Origin of the sequence: Alteromonas confluentis (genome assembly GCF_001757105.1) — a bacterium.
Lineage (GTDB): Bacteria > Pseudomonadota > Gammaproteobacteria > Enterobacterales > Alteromonadaceae > Alteromonas > Alteromonas confluentis.
On record NZ_MDHN01000037.1, the window covers coordinates 17,943 to 36,206 of the forward strand.

10 protein-coding genes are annotated in these 18,264 nt (G+C 47.0%); 6 read left to right on the forward strand and 4 right to left on the reverse strand.

From position 1 onward, the window contains the following. Positions 1–97 precede the first annotated feature (97 nt). Positions 98–1,417, reverse strand: a complete 1,320-nt coding sequence (gene xylA, locus BFC18_RS15270) for a xylose isomerase (RefSeq protein ID WP_070126425.1) — start codon at positions 1,415–1,417, stop codon at positions 98–100. A gap of 114 nt (positions 1,418–1,531) precedes the next feature. Then, a complete protein-coding gene (gene xylB, locus BFC18_RS15275; protein WP_070126426.1) occupies positions 1,532–3,022 on the reverse strand; it encodes a xylulokinase in 1,491 nt (496 codons plus the stop codon). 171 nt (positions 3,023–3,193) lie between these two features. Here xylB and BFC18_RS15280 point away from each other — a divergent pair, with 171 nt between their 5' ends. The 3 genes from BFC18_RS15280 (at position 3,194) to BFC18_RS15290 (ending at position 8,251) form a co-directional block, all read left to right on the forward strand. Then, positions 3,194–4,414 (forward strand): XylR family transcriptional regulator, encoded by a 1,221-nt coding sequence (locus BFC18_RS15280; RefSeq protein WP_070126427.1) that lies wholly within the window; start codon positions 3,194–3,196, stop codon positions 4,412–4,414. A 50-nt stretch (positions 4,415–4,464) separates the two neighbouring features. Then, positions 4,465–5,871 carry a sugar porter family MFS transporter gene (locus BFC18_RS15285; protein WP_070126428.1) on the forward strand — a complete coding sequence of 469 codons (1,407 nt, stop codon included), beginning with the start codon at positions 4,465–4,467 and terminating at the stop codon, positions 5,869–5,871. Positions 5,872–6,142: 271 nt separating this feature from the next. Beyond that, positions 6,143–8,251, forward strand: a complete 2,109-nt coding sequence (locus tag BFC18_RS15290) for a PQQ-dependent dehydrogenase, methanol/ethanol family (RefSeq protein WP_070126429.1) — start codon at positions 6,143–6,145, stop codon at positions 8,249–8,251. Between the two features lie 55 nt (positions 8,252–8,306). Here BFC18_RS15290 and BFC18_RS15295 read toward each other — a convergent pair whose 3' ends face one another. After that, positions 8,307–10,223: a sialate O-acetylesterase gene (locus tag BFC18_RS15295; protein WP_070126430.1), complete on the reverse strand. Its 1,917-nt coding sequence runs from the start codon at positions 10,221–10,223 to the stop codon at positions 8,307–8,309. A 225-nt stretch (positions 10,224–10,448) separates the two neighbouring features. Here BFC18_RS15295 and BFC18_RS15300 point away from each other — a divergent pair, with 225 nt between their 5' ends. The 3 genes from BFC18_RS15300 to galB all read left to right on the forward strand — a co-directional run bounded on the left by BFC18_RS15300 (position 10,449) and on the right by galB (position 17,348). Next, complete coding sequence (locus BFC18_RS15300) at positions 10,449–13,265, forward strand: glycosyl hydrolase 115 family protein (RefSeq protein WP_070126431.1); 2,817 nt, start codon at positions 10,449–10,451, stop codon at positions 13,263–13,265. A 125-nt stretch (positions 13,266–13,390) separates the two neighbouring features. Further along, positions 13,391–14,473, forward strand: a complete 1,083-nt coding sequence (locus BFC18_RS15305; RefSeq protein ID WP_070126432.1) for a glycoside hydrolase family 43 protein — start codon at positions 13,391–13,393, stop codon at positions 14,471–14,473. Between the two features lie 154 nt (positions 14,474–14,627). Beyond that, positions 14,628–17,348 carry a beta-galactosidase GalB gene (galB, locus tag BFC18_RS15310; RefSeq protein WP_070126433.1) on the forward strand — a complete coding sequence of 907 codons (2,721 nt, stop codon included), beginning with the start codon at positions 14,628–14,630 and terminating at the stop codon, positions 17,346–17,348. Between the two features lie 3 nt (positions 17,349–17,351). Here the strand turns inward: galB and BFC18_RS15315 are convergent, their stop codons facing one another. Beyond that, positions 17,352–18,047 carry a GntR family transcriptional regulator gene (locus BFC18_RS15315; RefSeq protein ID WP_070126434.1) on the reverse strand — a complete coding sequence of 232 codons (696 nt, stop codon included), beginning with the start codon at positions 18,045–18,047 and terminating at the stop codon, positions 17,352–17,354. Positions 18,048–18,264: the final 217 nt, after the last annotated feature.

Here is an 18,264-nt window from a genome sequence, read left to right on the forward strand (position 1 = left end):
TCATAACAGCGCATAGGAGAAGGTGCAGCCCCGGATAATACCGTCTGTGTTATTACCGGTATTACAGGGGGCTGCTAAGGGACAGTGCTACAACTGATTATTTGTAGAGAATTTGATTAACCAGGTTTTCCAGACCTTCCTGCTTGCCTGAAACGGGTTTTGGATCCAGTGCATTGTTGCGGGCATAGTTGGCAACGTCTTCCAGAGACATAGTGCCGTTAAGCACCTGATGACCAAAGTCCTGATTCCAGTCGGCGTAGCGTTTTTCTACCGCGCTGGATAAAGCTTCAGACTCGAGCAGCGCCGCTGCTTTTTTCAAGCCTAAGGCGCAGGTATCCATACCACCAATATGACCAAGGAATAAGTCTTCTGCGTCGATGCTCTGACGACGTAATTTGGTGTCAAAGTTAAGGCCGCCGCTGGTAAAGCCGCCATTTTTCAGGATCTCGTAACAGATGAGCGTCATTTCTTCTACTGAATTAGGGAATTGGTCGGTGTCCCATCCCAGCTGCGGGTCGCCACGGTTAGCATCAATAGAGCCGAACACACCCAACGCAAACGCGGTAGCGATTTCGTGATGGAAAGAGTGGCCCGATAGCGTTGCGTGGTTAGCTTCGATGTTAACGGCAAATTCTTTTTCCAAACCAAATTCAGTCAGGAAGCCGTGTACGGTGGCAGTATCGTAATCGTATTGATGTTTAGTGGGTTCTTGTGGTTTTGGCTCAATCAGCAGCAGGCCATCAAAGCCAATTTTGTGTTTGTGCTCTACTACCATGTTCATGAAGCGACCGAGTTGCTGACGTTCTTTCTTCAGATCGGTATTCAGTAAAGTTTCATAGCCTTCACGACCACCCCACAATACGTAGTTTTCACCCCCCAGTTGTTTGGTGGCATTCATCGCATGAAACACCTGAGTGGCAGCGCGAGCAAACACGGCGGGATCGGGGTTGGTTGCTGCGCCTGACATATAGCGAGGATGGCTGAATACATTCGCTGTGCCCCACAGCAGCTTCATACCCGTTTCTTCCTGCTTGTGGGCCAGCACTTCGGTCATCGCCGAAAAGTTGCTGATATAGTCGTTTACCGAATTTCCTTCAGGGGCTACGTCTACATCGTGAAAGCAGTAGTAGGGCGCGCCGAGTTTTTCCAGAAACGAAAAAGCGGCATCCGCTTTAGCTTTCGCTTGTGTCATTGGGTCGCCGCCAGCTAACCACGGACGATTAAACGTGCCCGCACCGAATACATCGGCACCGTCCCAACAGAAGTTGTGCCAGTAACAGGCCGCGAAGCGTAAGTGGTCTTCCATGGTTTTACCCATGATCACTTCTTCAGGGTTGTAGTGTTTAAAAGCCAGTGGATTGGTCGATTCCGGACCTTCGTATTTAATCGCCGGAATGGCGTCGAAATAATTGCTCATAGTTATTTTCCCCGTCGAAGGAATGAGTCGCCCAGGAAATATTCCTGCACGGATAAATTGCGCTGTAAACGTTACCAGTCAGTCTGGTGTATCTCTTCGTTTGCAACAATTATGTTAATTAGTGAAAGTTTTGTGTTTTTTCGGGGCCGAGTAAAATGGCTCAATAGCATAGTAAAGTTCACGAAACTGCTGACGCTTCAACAAATACGCATTGTGAATGGTCTCGTTGGGCGAATAGCTGGCTTCGATAGCAGGCTGAAAACAAATGTCTGAAGCTGCGGTGTCTGGATTAACAGCCAATTGTGCCAGACGAGCAGCGCCAAGCGCCGGCCCCACATCGCCACCCTGGCGATAAGAGAGCTTACGGCCACTCACATCGCTGAGAAGTTGTCGCCAGAACGCACTTTTCGCACCGCCGCCAATGAGGCTGATATCCGACACAGTAACGCCGCTTTCATCCACCGCATCCATGCCATCAGCAAGCGCCATCGACACCCCTTCCATCACTGCTCGTGCCATGTGGGCGCGGGTTGTGGATGCTGATACACCGAAGAAAGAGGCCTTGGCGTAAGGATTATTGTGCGGTGTGCGCTCGCCGGTGAGATAAGGTAAAAACAACGGGATGGCAGCATCATCAAACGCTACGTTGTGCTCGACATCGTCAATCATTTCACCCACGTTTTTGTAGCCGCTTTGCGAGGCGTACCATTGCAGGCAGCTCGCCGCACTTAACATTACCGACATCAGGTGCCAGCGGTTGGGTAGGGCATGACAAAAGCTGTGCACCGCTTGCGCTGTGTTAGTGCGAAAATCCTCAGTTACCGCGAAGTACACACCTGACGTGCCTAACGACAACATGGCTTGCCCGGGTTCAACAATACCGCAACCGATAGCACCCGCCGCGTTATCGCCTCCGCCACCAGCTACGGCAACGGCGTTCATGCCCCAGCGCTCAGCCAGTCCGGCGTTCAGAAAACCAGTCACCTCGTTACCTTCGAACAATGACGGCATATGAGATTCTGTTAAACCACAAGCATTCAGTAGTGTGTTGTCCCAGCTACGAGATTCAGTGTTAAGCCAGATTGTCCCGGCTGAATCAGACATATCGCTGGCGAATTCGCCGGTAAGTTTGTAACGCAGGTAATCTTTCGGAAGCAGGACTTTTTTCACTTTCGCGAACACGTCTGGCTCGTGATTTTTCACCCACAGAAGTTTGGGCGCAGTAAAACCTGCCATGACAATGTTGCCGCTTCGCTGACGGGCATCTTTTACCGTAGATTCAATTTCACGACATTCGGCGTCGCAGCGGCCGTCGTTCCACAAAATAGCAGGGCGAAGTATTTCGCCGTCTTCATCAAGCAACGTAGCGCCATGCATTTGGCCGCTCAGGCCAATGGCTTTCACATCTGCGAGTGATTGTTTATCTGCTAATTCATCCAGACAGGCGCAGGTGGCATTCCACCAGTCCTGCGGATTTTGTTCTGACCAAAGGGGCTTTGGCATCGACACGTCCAGTGCCGCATGAGAGGTTGCTACCACCGCGCCCTGTTCGTTGGTTAACACCACCTTAACGCCGGAGGTGCCTAAATCTATGCCCAGATACATGTTTCGTTCACTTCTTAAAATCGCTGATACCGCTATGTTGATTATCAAATGCAGTTTGGGCAATTATGAAATTTTGTAATCTTTTTGTTAATTGATGTTGACTGGTTTAGGATGCTGAAAAACAATAATCATAATCGCTTTTATGGAATTTGCTTTTATCAGGACAGAATCATGTTTGAGAAGTCGCACAGTATCACGTTGCTGTTCAATGCCAGTAAGGTTTACGACCGCCAAATCGTTGAAGGAATAGGGAAATATCTGCAGACCTCCAGAGCCGACTGGGATCTGTATCTCGAAGAAGATTTCATGACCCGCTTAGAGCACCTCGATGAGTGGAGCGGCGACGGGATTATTGCTGATTTCGATAACCCAGCCATTGAGCGGGCATTGACCAAAGCAAAAGTGCCGGTGGTGGCGGTGGGCGGGTCGTACCAGAATAAATCTGACTATCCTGAAGTGCCTTATGTGGCCACTGATAACTATGCGCTAGTTGAGGCGGCGTTTGAACATCTCAAGCAAAAGGGCATTGAACGTTTCGCCTTTTATGGTGCGCCGGTTAATCCGCAGCATCGCTGGGCGCAGGAACGTGAACGCGCCATGCTTGAGCTTACTCGTAAGGAAGGCTATGAATGCTACCTTTATCGTGGTCATGCCGTTCGTCCCGAAACCTGGCAGTACTCACTTAAACGCCTTACCGATTGGTTACGTAGTTTGCCTGCACCAACAGGTATCGTTGCTGTAACCGATGCCCGTGCTCGTCATCTTCTGCAAGCCTGTGATCATCTGGGCTTACTTATTCCTGAACGCTTTTCCGTTATCGGCATCGATGACGACGAACTGGCCCGTTATCTTAGTCGGGTCAGTTTAACTTCCGTTAAGCAGGGCTGTTTCGACATGGGCTTTCAGGCTGCCAGAATGTTGCACCGCCAGTTGCAGGGCATGCCGGTGACAAAAGCGCCGGTGCTGGTGCCACCTGAGCGAGTAGCAGAACGGCAGTCAACCGATTACAAAGCCATTAAAGATCCGCTGGTTATGCAGGCAATGCATTTCATTCAACATAATGCCTGCCGGGGAATTAAAGTGGATCAAGTGCTCGATCACGTTGGCATCTCCCGCTCTAATCTTGAAGGGCGCTTTCGTGATGAACGTGGGCACAGCATTCACACCGAAATTCATAACGAAAAACTCAACCGTGCCTGCAAAATGCTAAAAGAAACCGAAGAACCCGCTACCGAAATCGCGGAATTGTGCGGTTATCCGTCTATTCAATACATGTACGCTATTTTTCGGAAGCATTTTAATCAAACACCGGTGGAGTACCGACAGGCAAACCGGCCGCAAAGCCTGGAAGATGTGCCGGACAAAACACTGCCAAAGTTCGCGGCACTCTGAACCTCTTACAACCCTAACCCACGGAGAATAACAACAGCATGGATACAGTGATGACATCAAGTAGTAGCGAGCGAACAACCAATGGGGCGTTCATATTGTTTATCAGTATTGTTGCCACCATCGGCGGCTTTCTGTTTGGATTCGACAGCGGGGTGATCAACGGCACCGTCGACGGATTACAGGTTGCCTTCCAGTCTGAAAGTGTGGGCACCGGTTTTAACGTATCGAGCATGCTGCTGGGTTGTGCCGTGGGAGCTTTTTTTGCTGGGCGACTGGCAGACAAATTTGGCCGACGTAGTTTACTACTGGTAGCAGCTGTGCTCTTCATCATCAGTGCTTGGGGGTCTGGCGTTTCTGCCACTGGCGGTGAATTCGTGGTATACCGTATTCTCGGTGGTTTGGCGGTTGGTGCCGCATCGGTGATGGCGCCTGCTTACATCGCAGAAGTGTCTCCGGCAAAGTATCGTGGCATGCTCACTTCAATACAGCAAATCGCCATAATCAGTGGGTTATTTGCCGCGTTTCTTAGTAACTACATTCTTGCTGACGTTGCAGCCGGTTCAACCCAGCCGCTGTGGTTAGATTATGCCGCCTGGCGCTGGATGTTTTGGATGGAATTGTGCCCGGCGTTTTTGTTTCTGACAATGTTGCTTTTTATACCTGAAAGTCCGCGATTCTTAGTGGTAAAAGGGCGAACAGAAAAAGCCAGAGAAGTGCTTACGCGCCTTTATGGCGTCGAAGGACAGCTAAAACTCAAAGAAATCCAGGATACACTGGCCACTGATCACCAACCAAAACTGAGTGACCTGAAGCAGCCCGACACCGGCAAGGTTCGACCCATTGTGTGGATTGGACTGGGGCTCGCCACGTTACAGCAATTGGTGGGTATTAATGTGGTGTTCTATTACGGTGCCGTGCTCTGGCAAGCGGTCGGTTTTTCTGAAAGCGATGCACTGTTGATAAACGTTATCAGTGGCGCTATTAGCATTGCAGCTTGTTTGGTAACCCTTGCGATTATCGACAAAGTTGGCCGCAAACCACTACTCATGTGGGGTTCTGTCGGCATGACTATTACCCTTGCCGCACTGGTTGTTGCCTTTGGCAATGCCGACCAGGGCACTGATGGTCGCTTGATCATGGGCGACTGGGGGCCGGTGGCGCTGGTAGCAGCCAACCTCTATGTATTCTGCTTTAACTTTTCCTGGGGTCCGGTGATGTGGGTGATGCTCGGCGAGATGTTCCCGAATCAAATCCGCGGCTCAGGACTGGCGGTGAGCGGACTAATCCAGTGGCTGACAAACTTTGCTATTACCTGGACATTCCCGATGATGCTGGCCGGTGTGGGTCTCGCTGGTGCCTATGGTTTCTATGCCGTGTGTGCATTCCTTTCTGTGCTGTTTGTGGTGCGGTACATTTATGAGACTCGCGGCCGGGAACTTGAGGATATGCAGGGTTAATGATTATTTTAGGCATTATTGAGATTATTCTCTGACTACCCCAAAGAAAATAAAGTTCTCGCCAGCAACCGTTTAGCACTGGCGAGAATTTTATCTAAAACATTTGAAAATGCGCAGTATTAGAATTAATGCTGCATGTTTTAAACTTATTGATTTTACTGCTGAGTTTACCAAATTTCATATCCGGTAGAGATTGTAAAATAAATGTGATTTATTTGTTTTTAATGCTTTGCATAACCAACATAAATCAACATCGCTATCCGGAGCTTAAATGCACAGTCGCCTCATTCTTGCTGGACTAATCATTTCTTATATTGTCACCCCTTGCCGAGCGCAAGAAGCAATCACTTCTGAAACTCTAGTGAATGCTGATAGCAACGACAGCGCCTGGCTCAGTTATGGTAAAAATTATAGTGAGACCCGCTTTAGCCCGCTTACGCAGATTAATCAGAAAAATATTGGGCAGCTTAAACTTTTAAACAAAACCCTACTTCCTGATTGGAGAGGTATGGAGGCTACGCCACTTCTCATTGATGGCGTGCTTTATGTTACGGGTCCATGGAGTAAGGTATTTGCTATAGATGCAGTCAGTGGGGAGCTTCTGTGGTCATATGACCCCCAAGTATCGGGTCAAACTGCAATCAACGGTTGCTGCGATGTCGTTAATCGTGGCCTGGCAGCGTGGGATGACAAATTGTACCTTGGTAGTTTTGATGGTCGGCTGATAGCCCTGAATCGTCAAAGCGGTAAGGTGAGCTGGGAAACTAACACCGTACCCGAAGACCGACCCTATACAATAACGGGGGCACCGCGTGTGATAAACGGGGCGGTTCTCATCGGTAACGGGGGCGCAGAGCTTGGTGTCCGAGGATATTTTTCTTCCTATGATGCAAGTACCGGTAAGCTGAATTGGCGGTTTTATACCGTTCCGGGTAATCCAGATGAAGGGTTTGAAAATGCGGCGCTTAAGGATGCTGCAAAGACCTGGACTGGAGAGTGGTGGAAAGTCGGAGGCGGTGGCACGGTTTGGGACTCTATGGCGTATGATCCCGAGCTAGATTTACTCTATGTGGGCACAGGAAATGGTTCCCCATGGGACCGCAATCATCGGAGTCCTGAGGGTGGCGATAACCTCTATCTCTCTTCGATTCTTGCTGTAAGGCCAAGTAATGGAGAACTGGTCTGGCATTACCAAACTACACCGGGTGATTCTTGGGATTTTACCGCGTCACAGCACATTATTCTTGCTGATATTGAAATTGATGGTAAGCAACGTAGCGTGCTGATGCAGGCCCCAAAGAATGGCTATTTCTATGTGCTTGATAGAAAAACTGGCGAATTACTTAAGGCAGACCCTTTTACCTACGTTAACTGGTCCACCGGGATAGATTTAAAAACAGGAAGGCCGGTAGAAACCGAATTTGCTCGTTACGAAAATATCAACGCAGAAATCGCGCCAAATTACGATGGAGGCCACAACTGGCATCCAATGGCTTACGATCCTAATCGTGAGCTGGTTTTTATCCCAGGCCGCAATACGCTTTCTATGTACGGCAGAGATCTTAATTGGAAGTATAACAGCCAAGGTTTTGGAACTGGCGCTGGCTGGAATTTGGCAATTGGACAACAGGATAACAAAGCAGATAGAAAAGACGCCGCAGCCCCAGTAAAACGCGGCTTTCTGAAAGCATGGAACCCAAAGAAAGGGCAAGCTGTCTGGACGGTAGAACAAGATGAATTCTGGAATGGTGGCCTTCTTGCCACTGCTGGTGGAGTGGTATTTCAAGGAACGGCAGATGGTCGTTTAACGGCCTATAACAGTGAAACTGGGGAACTCGTGTTTAGCACGGAGACAGGAATTGGCATACTTGCTCCACCGATCACTTATCAGATAAATGGTGTTCAATATGTCACGGTAGCCGCAGGCTGGGGTGGAGGGTTTGGTATGAAAAACCTGTTCACTAATAAACTGCGTTCAAACGCTGTTTTAACGTTTGCGCTGCAAAACGAGTCGAATCCGTCTGTAAATATCGTAAATGAGATTGTCGCAAAAGAGTTTAACCGGTTTACACCTGCTGATTCTCAGGTTGTTCCTGATTTAAGCTGGCAAGTTTCTCGTCCACTGTTTGAGGCTGGGGAGCGACTTTTTGATTCCCATTGCGCGGTCTGTCACGTTGTCGACGACAGTCGTGGTGGAATTGCTCCAAACTTGCTCAGTAGCCTAATGACGGCGGAAGAACCTCTTTCAGCGATAATATTGCATGGTGCGTTACAAAGCCGGGGAATGCCTAGCTTCGTCAATAAACTCGATAAGTCAGACGCTCAGGCGCTCAGTCATTATCTGCGAAGTCTACAGAACAAGAAAAAGCCCGGTAAGTAACCGGGCGAGCTTCTAACCGTAACTTTTATATTTTGAAACGAAAACAGCATTCCCATTACTCAATGTTAATTTTGAATGGGGGAGCCGGTAAGCCAGAAGCATCAGTCAGGGTTGCTTCTGGATTGTTGCCCCATCCATAGCGCACCATATTTGGTTCGGTGTTAGCAAACCCGCTTAGTACTACCTGGTTATTGCCTTTTAAATGGGCAACTGCCCAAGAAAATGCCCCTTCTTTCGTTCCTACTGCAAAGCTTCTGTTGGATGCTCCATTAAATCGCAAGGGAAGTGCTGCATCGCTAAATGTCAGTATAAGCTCATCATCCTCAAGCTTAGCGCTAGTAACAACTGGCCCTTGATAGTCAATTTTCTCTCCGTACGCTAACGCCCTTGCCGCTAATGATGCCCGGAAGCCAACCGCTTTTTTGTTCACTGGATGTATATCGTTCCACTCACCCACATCAATACTTATTACCGTAGCGACATCAGGGACAGTCTGTGACACTTCCCACTGCTGAGCCCTGAGGCTAGCCCAAGCCGTATCAGAGGGAATATCTGAGCGCTCCATGAAATTGGTCAATTGAATTGTTATGAAAGGAAATGATTGGCCCCAACGTTGTCTCCAATCTTCAATCATTGTGCTGAGTTTACTGTTGTATAGCGCTGGCGACTTGGTGTTTGACTCTCCCTGATACCAGAGCGCTCCAGTTAATGGGAAGCGCAGTGCTGGTGCAATCATCGCATGATAAAGCCCGGTAGGCTTCCAGCGAATAAATGTTTGTGGCATTAAGGGAGGTAGGGTGGCAGCGGCTTGATATTTCCATTTTCCGTCGAGTGAGATTTTTGTATCTCCAACGGTCATAAAATAGGGTTTGTCTGCAACAAATTGGGTATCAGCCCCTACAGAAGTCACACGTACTGCGATAAGGTTTTTTCCTTTTTGAAAAAGAGAAGGATCTGCCTCATATCGTCTGGGCGGATACTGATAAGTCGTTTCGCCGATGAAAGTGCCGTTAATATACACAGCATCAGCATCTACAATTCTTCCCAAACGGATTACAACGGGAGCATCGGGCTTTTTGTTTAATTCAAATTCACGACGAACCCACCATACCCCCGCGAAATTCGAATCTTCATTCGTACCTGGAAGGTAAGCAGGAAGGTTAACTGACTCCCAATCACGGTCATCATAGTTCCCGGCTTTCCAATTTTCCTTAAACCCCAGGTCCATTGCATCCCGCATGGTGTACCAGACCTGCTGGCGCTGCGCATCTGAGTTTTTTATTGCAGCAACATAGCTGTCGTCTTTGAATGGTTGCGTCTCGTTCAGGGCTTCGGGAAAACCGGAAAGCGCATCTGGACTCATCCAGGATTCTATAGGTGATCCTCCAAGAGAAGCATTAATAAGACCAATCGGTATACCTAACTCTTCGTTTAAATTCTTCGCGAAATAATATCCAACTGCCGACAATTGGCGTATGTTGGCTGATGTAGCAGTAAGCCATTTACCTTCTGTATAGTCCTCTCGAGGTCCATCGAAGTCGTAGGTATCTGGTACTGTAAACTCACGAATTAGGGGAAAATCTGCGTTGGAAATATCTTCGGGAAAAGCTTCTTCAACACGACTCATTGTGAGTTCCATATTGGATTGGCCAGCAAGCAGCCACACATCTCCAAAGTACAAATCCTGCACTGACGTACTGTTGCCACCACCTTCAATTCGTAATGTGTGAGGCCCACCTGCGGATGTCGCGGGGAGTATATATTGCCACCGCTTTGCAGTAACCGTCGTTGAACCAAGCAAAATGTCATCGAGATATACATCAACTGATTTTTCTTCAGATGCATAGCCCTGAAGGGGAATAGATTGATTTCGTTGGACTACCGCTCCGTTGCTGAACAATTTGTGCAGTGAAATATCAGCAAAGGCGGGCATCGCAATGAAAACAGCAAGGCAGCATAATCGAACAGACATAAGGCAACTCTCGTTTTAGTAGATATTATTCATTTTGACGTTGCCCCAATCCCTGTTGTCGTGCAATTACTTCATTTATTGTTCCTATTGATATTTTTTAAGCGCTCGTTGGTCCTAGCAAAAAAAGTAACAGCTTCGATGCAATACATAACGAATGCAATTTGCAGTGGCATGGTTGCTCAGGTCATGCTGCCTTTCGGAAATAATTAAAGGGATTGATTGTTTATGAAGTTCGCAATTGCAGCTTTATTACTTTGTATTGCAGCGCAAGCGCATGCCTATCTAAATGTAGATAAAGCTGAAGATGCTTTTCCTCTTGTGGATAACGAGGGTAAAGCGGCCATATTGTTAATAGATGACGATTCACCACCGGGCCTGCAATGGATAGCAGACACAGTGAGTCGCGATATTGAAAAAGTGAGTGGCGTGCGTCCGCGTATTTCCAATCACCTCACTACAGAAAAAAGCCCTATAATTATTGCGGGAATTGTGGGCGAAAGCCGTCATGTTGGTGCGTTGGCATCTCGCCTAAAGTTGGATCTCACTACAACAGCTTCATCCTGGGATGGGTATCATATTGAGAGTTTGAATGATGGTGGTAGACCCGTTTGGTTGATTGCAGGAAATAATCTGCGAGGCGTCGAATATGGTCTTTTAGACCTGAGTGAAAAAATTGGCGTTTCTCCCTGGTATTGGTGGGCAGACATTCCTGTCTTACCCCAAGCTTCACTCTATTTAAACGGTGATACTCGTATCGAGGACGCGCCTAAAGTTCAATACCGCGGCATATTTCTTAACGATGAAGCACCGGCGCTTACTAAATGGGCAAAGAAAAAGTTTGGTGGCTTTAATGCAAAATTCTACAAACACATATTTGATTTACTGCTAAGACTGAAAGGTAACTTCCTCTGGCCAGCAATGTGGGACAGCGCATTTGCAGATGATGATAAACAAAATGCAGAACTAGCGGCGATGCTTGGCATTGTGATGAGTACTTCGCATCACGAACCCATGATGCGAGCCGATGTAGAGTGGAATCGATATGGGAAAGGGCCTTGGGATTATGCAAAAAATCCGCAGAATATTTATATGTTCTGGGAGGAAGGTGCAAAAAGGTATCGAGACAAACCTGCTGTATTTACTCTGGGCATGAGGGGGCAGGCTGACACCCCCATGAGCGAAAATCAAAATATCGCTTTATTGGAACAAATTGTTGCTGATCAGCGGAATATTCTCACCTCAAATTTCCCCAATACACGAATAGAAGATATCCCACAGGTTTGGACTTTATATAAAGAAGTTCAAAGTTACTATGAGAATGGCATGCGAGTGCCAGACGATGTTACTTTATTATGGTCTGATGATAATTTTGGAAATATTCGCAGACTGCCTACTGATGAAGAAGCCAAGCGTGTTGGTGGAGCCGGCGTCTATTATCATTTTGATTACGTTGGTGGCCCGCGTTCCTATCGATGGATTAATACGGTGCCACTTGGCAAAATCTATGAGCAAATGTCGCTGGCTTACCGCAAAAAAGCGAGGAAAATATGGATTGCTAATGTTGGGGATCTTAAGCCTATGGAGCTTCCCATCGACTTCTTTCTCAAGATGGCTTGGGATCCGGAATCGTTTGATGGTCGTTCAGCAGATAAGTTTCTAGCGCAATGGTCATCGCGAATGTTCCCTGGCTCTGATAGTGAAAGTATTACCGACATTATTAAAACCACGTTGCTTGTAAACGGTCAACGAAAACCAGAGGCACTAGATAGCGAGACATACAGCATTATCAATTACGATGAGGCTTTACGATATTCTTCGCTATTAGCTACCCGCGTTAAGCAGGCCGACGACGTTAAGGCGGTGCTAAACCCTAACTTGCATGACGCTTTCTTCCAACTTGTTGAACATCCTCTCCGAGCAACTCAAGCTGTGTTCGAGCTTAATCATCAGCTTGCGCTTAACAATCTTTTTGGCGCACAGCGAAGAGCAGAGATAAACGGTACGGCACAATCAATCCGAGAATGGTTTGCTAGGGATGGCGAACTAACCAATATATATCATGAAATGAATAACGGGCGATGGGACGGCATGATGTTGCAACCTCATATTGGTTACGTGCATTGGCGGAATCCGCCAGCCAATCTGCCTCCTGCTGTTAGTACGAAAGCGCTCGTAGAGGTTGCTGACATGGGGGTTGCTGTTGAAGGAAGCCTGGACTGGTGGCCAGCAATTGAGTTTCGGCACGAGAAATTGGAATTACCGCCTTTTACACGTTTTGGAAAAAAGAGTCGTAGTGTTTTCATCTACAACAGACAGGCCTCGGCATTTCCTTTTAGCGTAACCTCAAAAGATAGTTGGATTGTGGTGTCTCAAGAAAAAGGTGTTGTAAACGAGTCTATTGAATTGAAGGTGACCATTGACTGGTCAGCTGTCCCTGAACGTAAAGCCGTGAGCGGTAGTTTCACGGTCGTTGGTACTGGCTGGGGAGGTGCTGTAATAAATGTGTTTGCAGAAAATGAGGGGCGCGATGGGTTCGGCTTCATGGAAGGTGATGGCGTGTTGTCAATTGAAGCTGCTAACTCTCATGTGGCTATTGAAGAAGGGTGGGAAACGCTTGTACAGCATGGCAGAACAGGCAAAGCTATTCGTTATCTCCCGCAACACAGAAACAACGGTAGTAAAGTAACTTATCCCGTGCATTTTGCTCACAAAGGTGACTTTCCAGTATACATTGAGGTGTCTCCCACCCAGAAGTTTAATCCGGAAAGTAACTTGTTATTCGGTCTGAGCCTAGATGATTTTGAGCCAGTTTGGCTGAGTGCGCTTGGCGAGGACTACCTAAGAAGTTGGGAAAACGATGTTCTGAATAATGTAAGAGTCATCAAAACAACCATCCATGTTCCTGAGTCGGGGCAACATCTTCTAACCTTATGGGGTAAAGATGAGGGGGTTGTAGTACAGAAAATAATCGTAGATACAGGAGGTTTAAAACCCTCTTTCCTAGGTCCTCCTCAAAGTCAGTTCAAGCAGAAAGAAAAATAAAGTGATGTAAATTTTATGTTATTGCATTTTGCGATAGTGTTATTTTTTAATCGAGGCCTCGTCCATTGCTGTCTAAGATTTCTCCCTGCATTATCTCCATGGAATAAATCAATCAGGAGAAAGTTATGGCCTATTTAAAGAGCAAGCAGACGCTCATGTGCCTTGCTGCTGCCAGTCTGACAGTAGTTGGTTGTCAACAATCTACAGGTACTTCTGTCGAAGACAAAGTAACTATAATTTCGGGAAAGTCTGAACCGTTAGTCACTGATATTTACACAGCAGATCCTTCGGCCCATGTCTTTGACGGAAAATTATATGTTTATCCGAGTCACGACGTTGAAGCCGGGATTCCTGAAAATGATAACGGTGACCATTTTGACATGCGTGACTACCATGTTTTATCCATGGATATTGTGGGAGATGCCGTAACGCTTCATGACGTGGCTTTATCGGTTAAAGATATACCTTGGGCAGGACGTCAACTGTGGGCGCCGGATGCAGCCAAAAAAGGTGATACTTATTATCTGTATTTTCCGTTGAAAGACAAAGAAGACGTTTTCCGAATTGGTGTTGCAACAAGCGCTTCGCCAACGGGACCATTTACACCAGAAGACAAGCCTATTGAAGGAAGTTTTAGTATCGATCCTGCGGTCTTCGAAGATGATGATGGCCAATACTATATGTATGTAGGAGGCATTTGGGGAGGGCAGCTACAGCGCTATCAGCACGGTGAATATAATCCGGAAGATGTATTTCCCGGTGATAATGAGCCTGAAGTTGCACCTCGCGTAGCGAAAATGTCTGATGATATGAAGTCTTTCGCCGAGCCGGTTAAATCTATAGAAATCCTTGATGAAAGTGGGAATGTACTGTTAGCTGGAGACAATGAGCGACGCTTTTTTGAAGCTGCATGGGTTCATAAGTACGACGGTAAATACTATTTTTCCTATTCTACTGGTGACACACATAAAATTGTTTACGCCACTGGAGATAATCCTTACGGGCCGTTTACATACCAGGGGGTCGTGCTCAAACCGGTTGTTGGCTGGACAAATCATCACTCGATTGTTGAGTATGAAGGTAAGTGGTACCTCTTCTATCATGACAGTTCGCTTTCAGGTGGTAAGACGCATCTTCGGAGTGTGAAAGTAACTGAATTAAAATATCGTGACGATGGTTCTATCATACCCATCGACCCTTACCTCTAACTAAGCAAAAAGCCGGATACATGATCCGGCTTTATTATATTTCGTTCCGAAAATTAACTTTTCATTTATGATTAAATGCTACTTATTTAACAGTTAGGGGGAATCATTTAAGCTGGTTGTATTCTTGTATGCAAGTTGAAAGGATTTTCTTTTAATGACTGGATTCAGTATTCGGATATTGTTCGTGATTTTAAGCTTTGCAGGTATCGCGCAGGGAAATGCGGCTGAACGGGAGAGAGTATCGTTTAATGAAGGTTGGCGCTTCTTCAAATATGAGTCTGCAGATAAAGCTGATTCATTAATTTACGATGTGCGTCCAGAAATCAGGGAATTTGACGATTCGATCAATGCTGATGCAAAGCCAACCGAAGCTGAAACCGTATCGCGTCATCAAGAAGTGCTTAAACCTTGGATCCTACCCACCGGAAATTCCTTTATTGCTAATCCGTCCCAAAAGGCTACGAGGCCGCCGGGGAACCCGGGAAGTGAGTTTGCTTTTGTGCAGTCAGAATTCGATGATTCAAATTGGCAGAATGTGAATTTGCCTCACGACTGGGCAATTAGCGGCCCTTTTTTCACCTCAGAAGACCCCGAAGTGGGAGGAGGGATGGGACGGCTCCCTAGTCCCGGCGTGGCGTGGTACCGAAAGGGGTTTAACCTTGCTGCTTCGGATGCTGGGAAGCAGATATTTCTAGATATTGATGGTGCGATGTCCTATTCGATGGTTTGGCTAAATGGCCACCTAGTTGGTGGTTGGCCTTATGGTTACACCTCCTATCGCTTAGATCTAACTCCTTATGTTAAAAGGGATGGGCTAAATCAACTTGCCATTCGCCTGGACAACCCACCAAATTCTTCTCGTTGGTACCCTGGAGGCGGGATCTACAGAAATGTGTGGTTAGTTAAAACCCAATCTGTTCATGTTGCGCATTGGGGAACGGAAGTCAGCACCTCAGAAGTTACTGAGAAGCGCGCGCGGGTTAACTTGAAAGTGCAAATTGACAACGGCTCGGAAGCAGAGCAGAAAGCGAAAATAATCAGCAAAATTTATGAGCTCGGTGATGATGGTAAACCAAAGCAAAAAAGTGTTGGGACTTTTCGCCCTTCATCCGTTCAGATAAATGCAGGTCAGCAGGCAAACGTTGTATCTGAACTGACGTTATCAAACCCTAAACTGTGGGGGCCAAAACCCACGCAAACTCCTCACCGATACGTGATTGTTACGCAGATAGAGGTAAACGGTCAGCAAACCGATCGTGTGGAAACAATATTCGGAGTTCGAAGTCTACAGTTTGATGCAGATAATGGGGTACTGGTAAATGGCGAGAAAATACGCTTACAGGGTGTAAATCAGCATCATGATCTCGGGGCTTTGGGGGCGGCATTTAATGTTAGAGCGGCAGAGCGCCAGCTACAACTGCTTCAGGATATGGGGGTTAACGCGATTCGTCTGGCGCATAATCCGCCGGCCCCTGAATTACTAGACCTCACTGACAAGATGGGACTGCTAGTCCTAAACGAATCTTTTGACAGCTGGTTTAAAAAGAAAACGCCTCTGGATTTCCATCTCATTTTTGAAGACTGGCATGAGCAAGACTTGCGTGCACTGGTGCGACGAGACCGAAATCACCCTTCGGTAATCATGTGGTATATCGGGAATGAGGTTGGCGAGCAGTATAGCGGCGACGAAGGTGCCGCCGTTGCTAGCGCTCTGAGGGAGATTGTTCGGGAAGAAGATCCGTTGCGTCCAGTTACCGCCTCAATGAATTGGGCGAAAGCTGACTTTCCTTTTACTGCGGAAATGGACGTGATTAGTCTCAACTACCAGGGAGAAGGTATTCGTCAGCTTCCTGAATTTGAAGGAACAGACCGCATTCGTACGCCACCGTCGTACCCTGATTTTCACAAAACGCACCCTGACAAGATGATATTGTCCAGTGAAACCGCTTCCGCATTTAGTTCTAGAGGCATCTATTTATTTCCAGTCACACAGGAAGAAAGCTCACCGGTGAGAGACGGACGGGGAGGCGATTCGAAAACGCACCAAGTCAGCGCTTATGAGCTATACGCGGTTGATTTCGGTTCCTCTGCAGACAAGGTGTTCCGTTATATGGACATGTATCCTTACGTAGCCGGGCAATTTGTTTGGAATGGTTGGGATTACCTTGGTGAGCCAACACCCTACTACAGCTCTCGAAGTTCTTACTCTGGTATGATAGACCTTGCGGGCTTCCCAAAAGATAGATTCTACCTCTATCAGAGCCAATGGCGACCAGAACTTCCCATGGTGCATATGCTGCCACATTGGACGTGGCCGGAACGTGAAGGTTTGATAACGCCTGTACATGTATTCACTTCTGGGGACGAAGTTGAGTTATTCCTCAACGGTGAGTCACTGGAGCGAAAACCGATGAAGAAATTCGAATATCGGATACGGTTTGATGATGTGAAGTACCAACCCGGAGAATTGAAAGCAATAGCGTATAAAAAGGGGAAGCTCTGGGCTGAAGATGTTGTCGTGACTGCCGGTAAACCTCAAGGTCTCAGTCTGAAGGCTGATAGAATTGAAATTGGTAACGACGGCAACGATTTAGCATTTATCACCGTAGATGTTACCGACGCAGAACGTAGGTTAGTGCCAGGTGCGACCAACCATGTCAGCCTGTCTATTAGCGAAGGAGGGGAGATCGTTGCTACAGATAACGGTGACTCTACCGATTTTACGCCTTTCCCTTCACATAAAAGGAACGCATTTAGTGGTAAGCTGCTGGTTATCGTCAAACCGGTAAAAGGCTACACTGGCGATATGACCATTACTGCAAACAGCCCGGGTCTGAAAACGGGAAAAGCGGTGATTTCGGTAATAAGTAACTAGTGACTAAAGTATCTGCTCATCAGTGAAATAGTCAGGGTGACTTTCTTTGATATCATCCAAGATTTGTAAAATTAAGTGAAGGTGGCTGCTCATCGCATGGCGAGCAGCCTCCGGATCACGGGCTTTCACAGCATCCAAAATGGCACAGTGCTGAGCCAGCACGCTTTCAAATTGTCCGCCAAATTCTTTCAGTCCTAAGTTTCTTACACGATCCATATGCGCCTTTTCATACTGAATGAGACTTGCGGCTCGTTCCTGGTTAACAAAATCAGCCAGCGTTTGGTGGAATTCATCATCTAACATTTGAAAAGCAAGTGCATCTGCTTGTTCAGCAGCAGTTTCTTGCTTTGCTATTAATTCTTCGCACTCACCTATCAGTTCATCAGTGGCAGATGCGGCACACTCTGTCACTATAGCTACTTCGAGGGCCTCTCTAATGAAACGCGCCTCCAGAATCTTGCTAACACTAAGTTTAGTGACAAATGTACCGCGTTGTGGCCGTACTTCAGCAAATCCGAATGTAACCAGCCTGGCTATTGTTTCTCTCACTGGCGTTCTGCTAACGCCGAAAGCCTCAGCAAGTTTATTTTCTGAAATCATGCTACCTGGTGGGATAGACATATTTACGATCTGCTCACGGAGATGATTGAACAGTTGCTCTGAAGTTGACTGATTGTAGGAAAGTTGCAGTTCTGACATTACTTCTCTATCTCGCGGTATTTCGCCTGCGGCCCGGGCATTTTCATAATTATTCTAACTAACCATGTCTATGAGTGACATAACCGCAATACCTTTTCCTCATAGACTATACAGCAATTTACATTCTGACAGTTTGAATACTACCTACAACATTTAATTAACCTGAGTATCACATTACGTTTTTTAACAAAATGTATATTTAGTGTTAACTATTGTG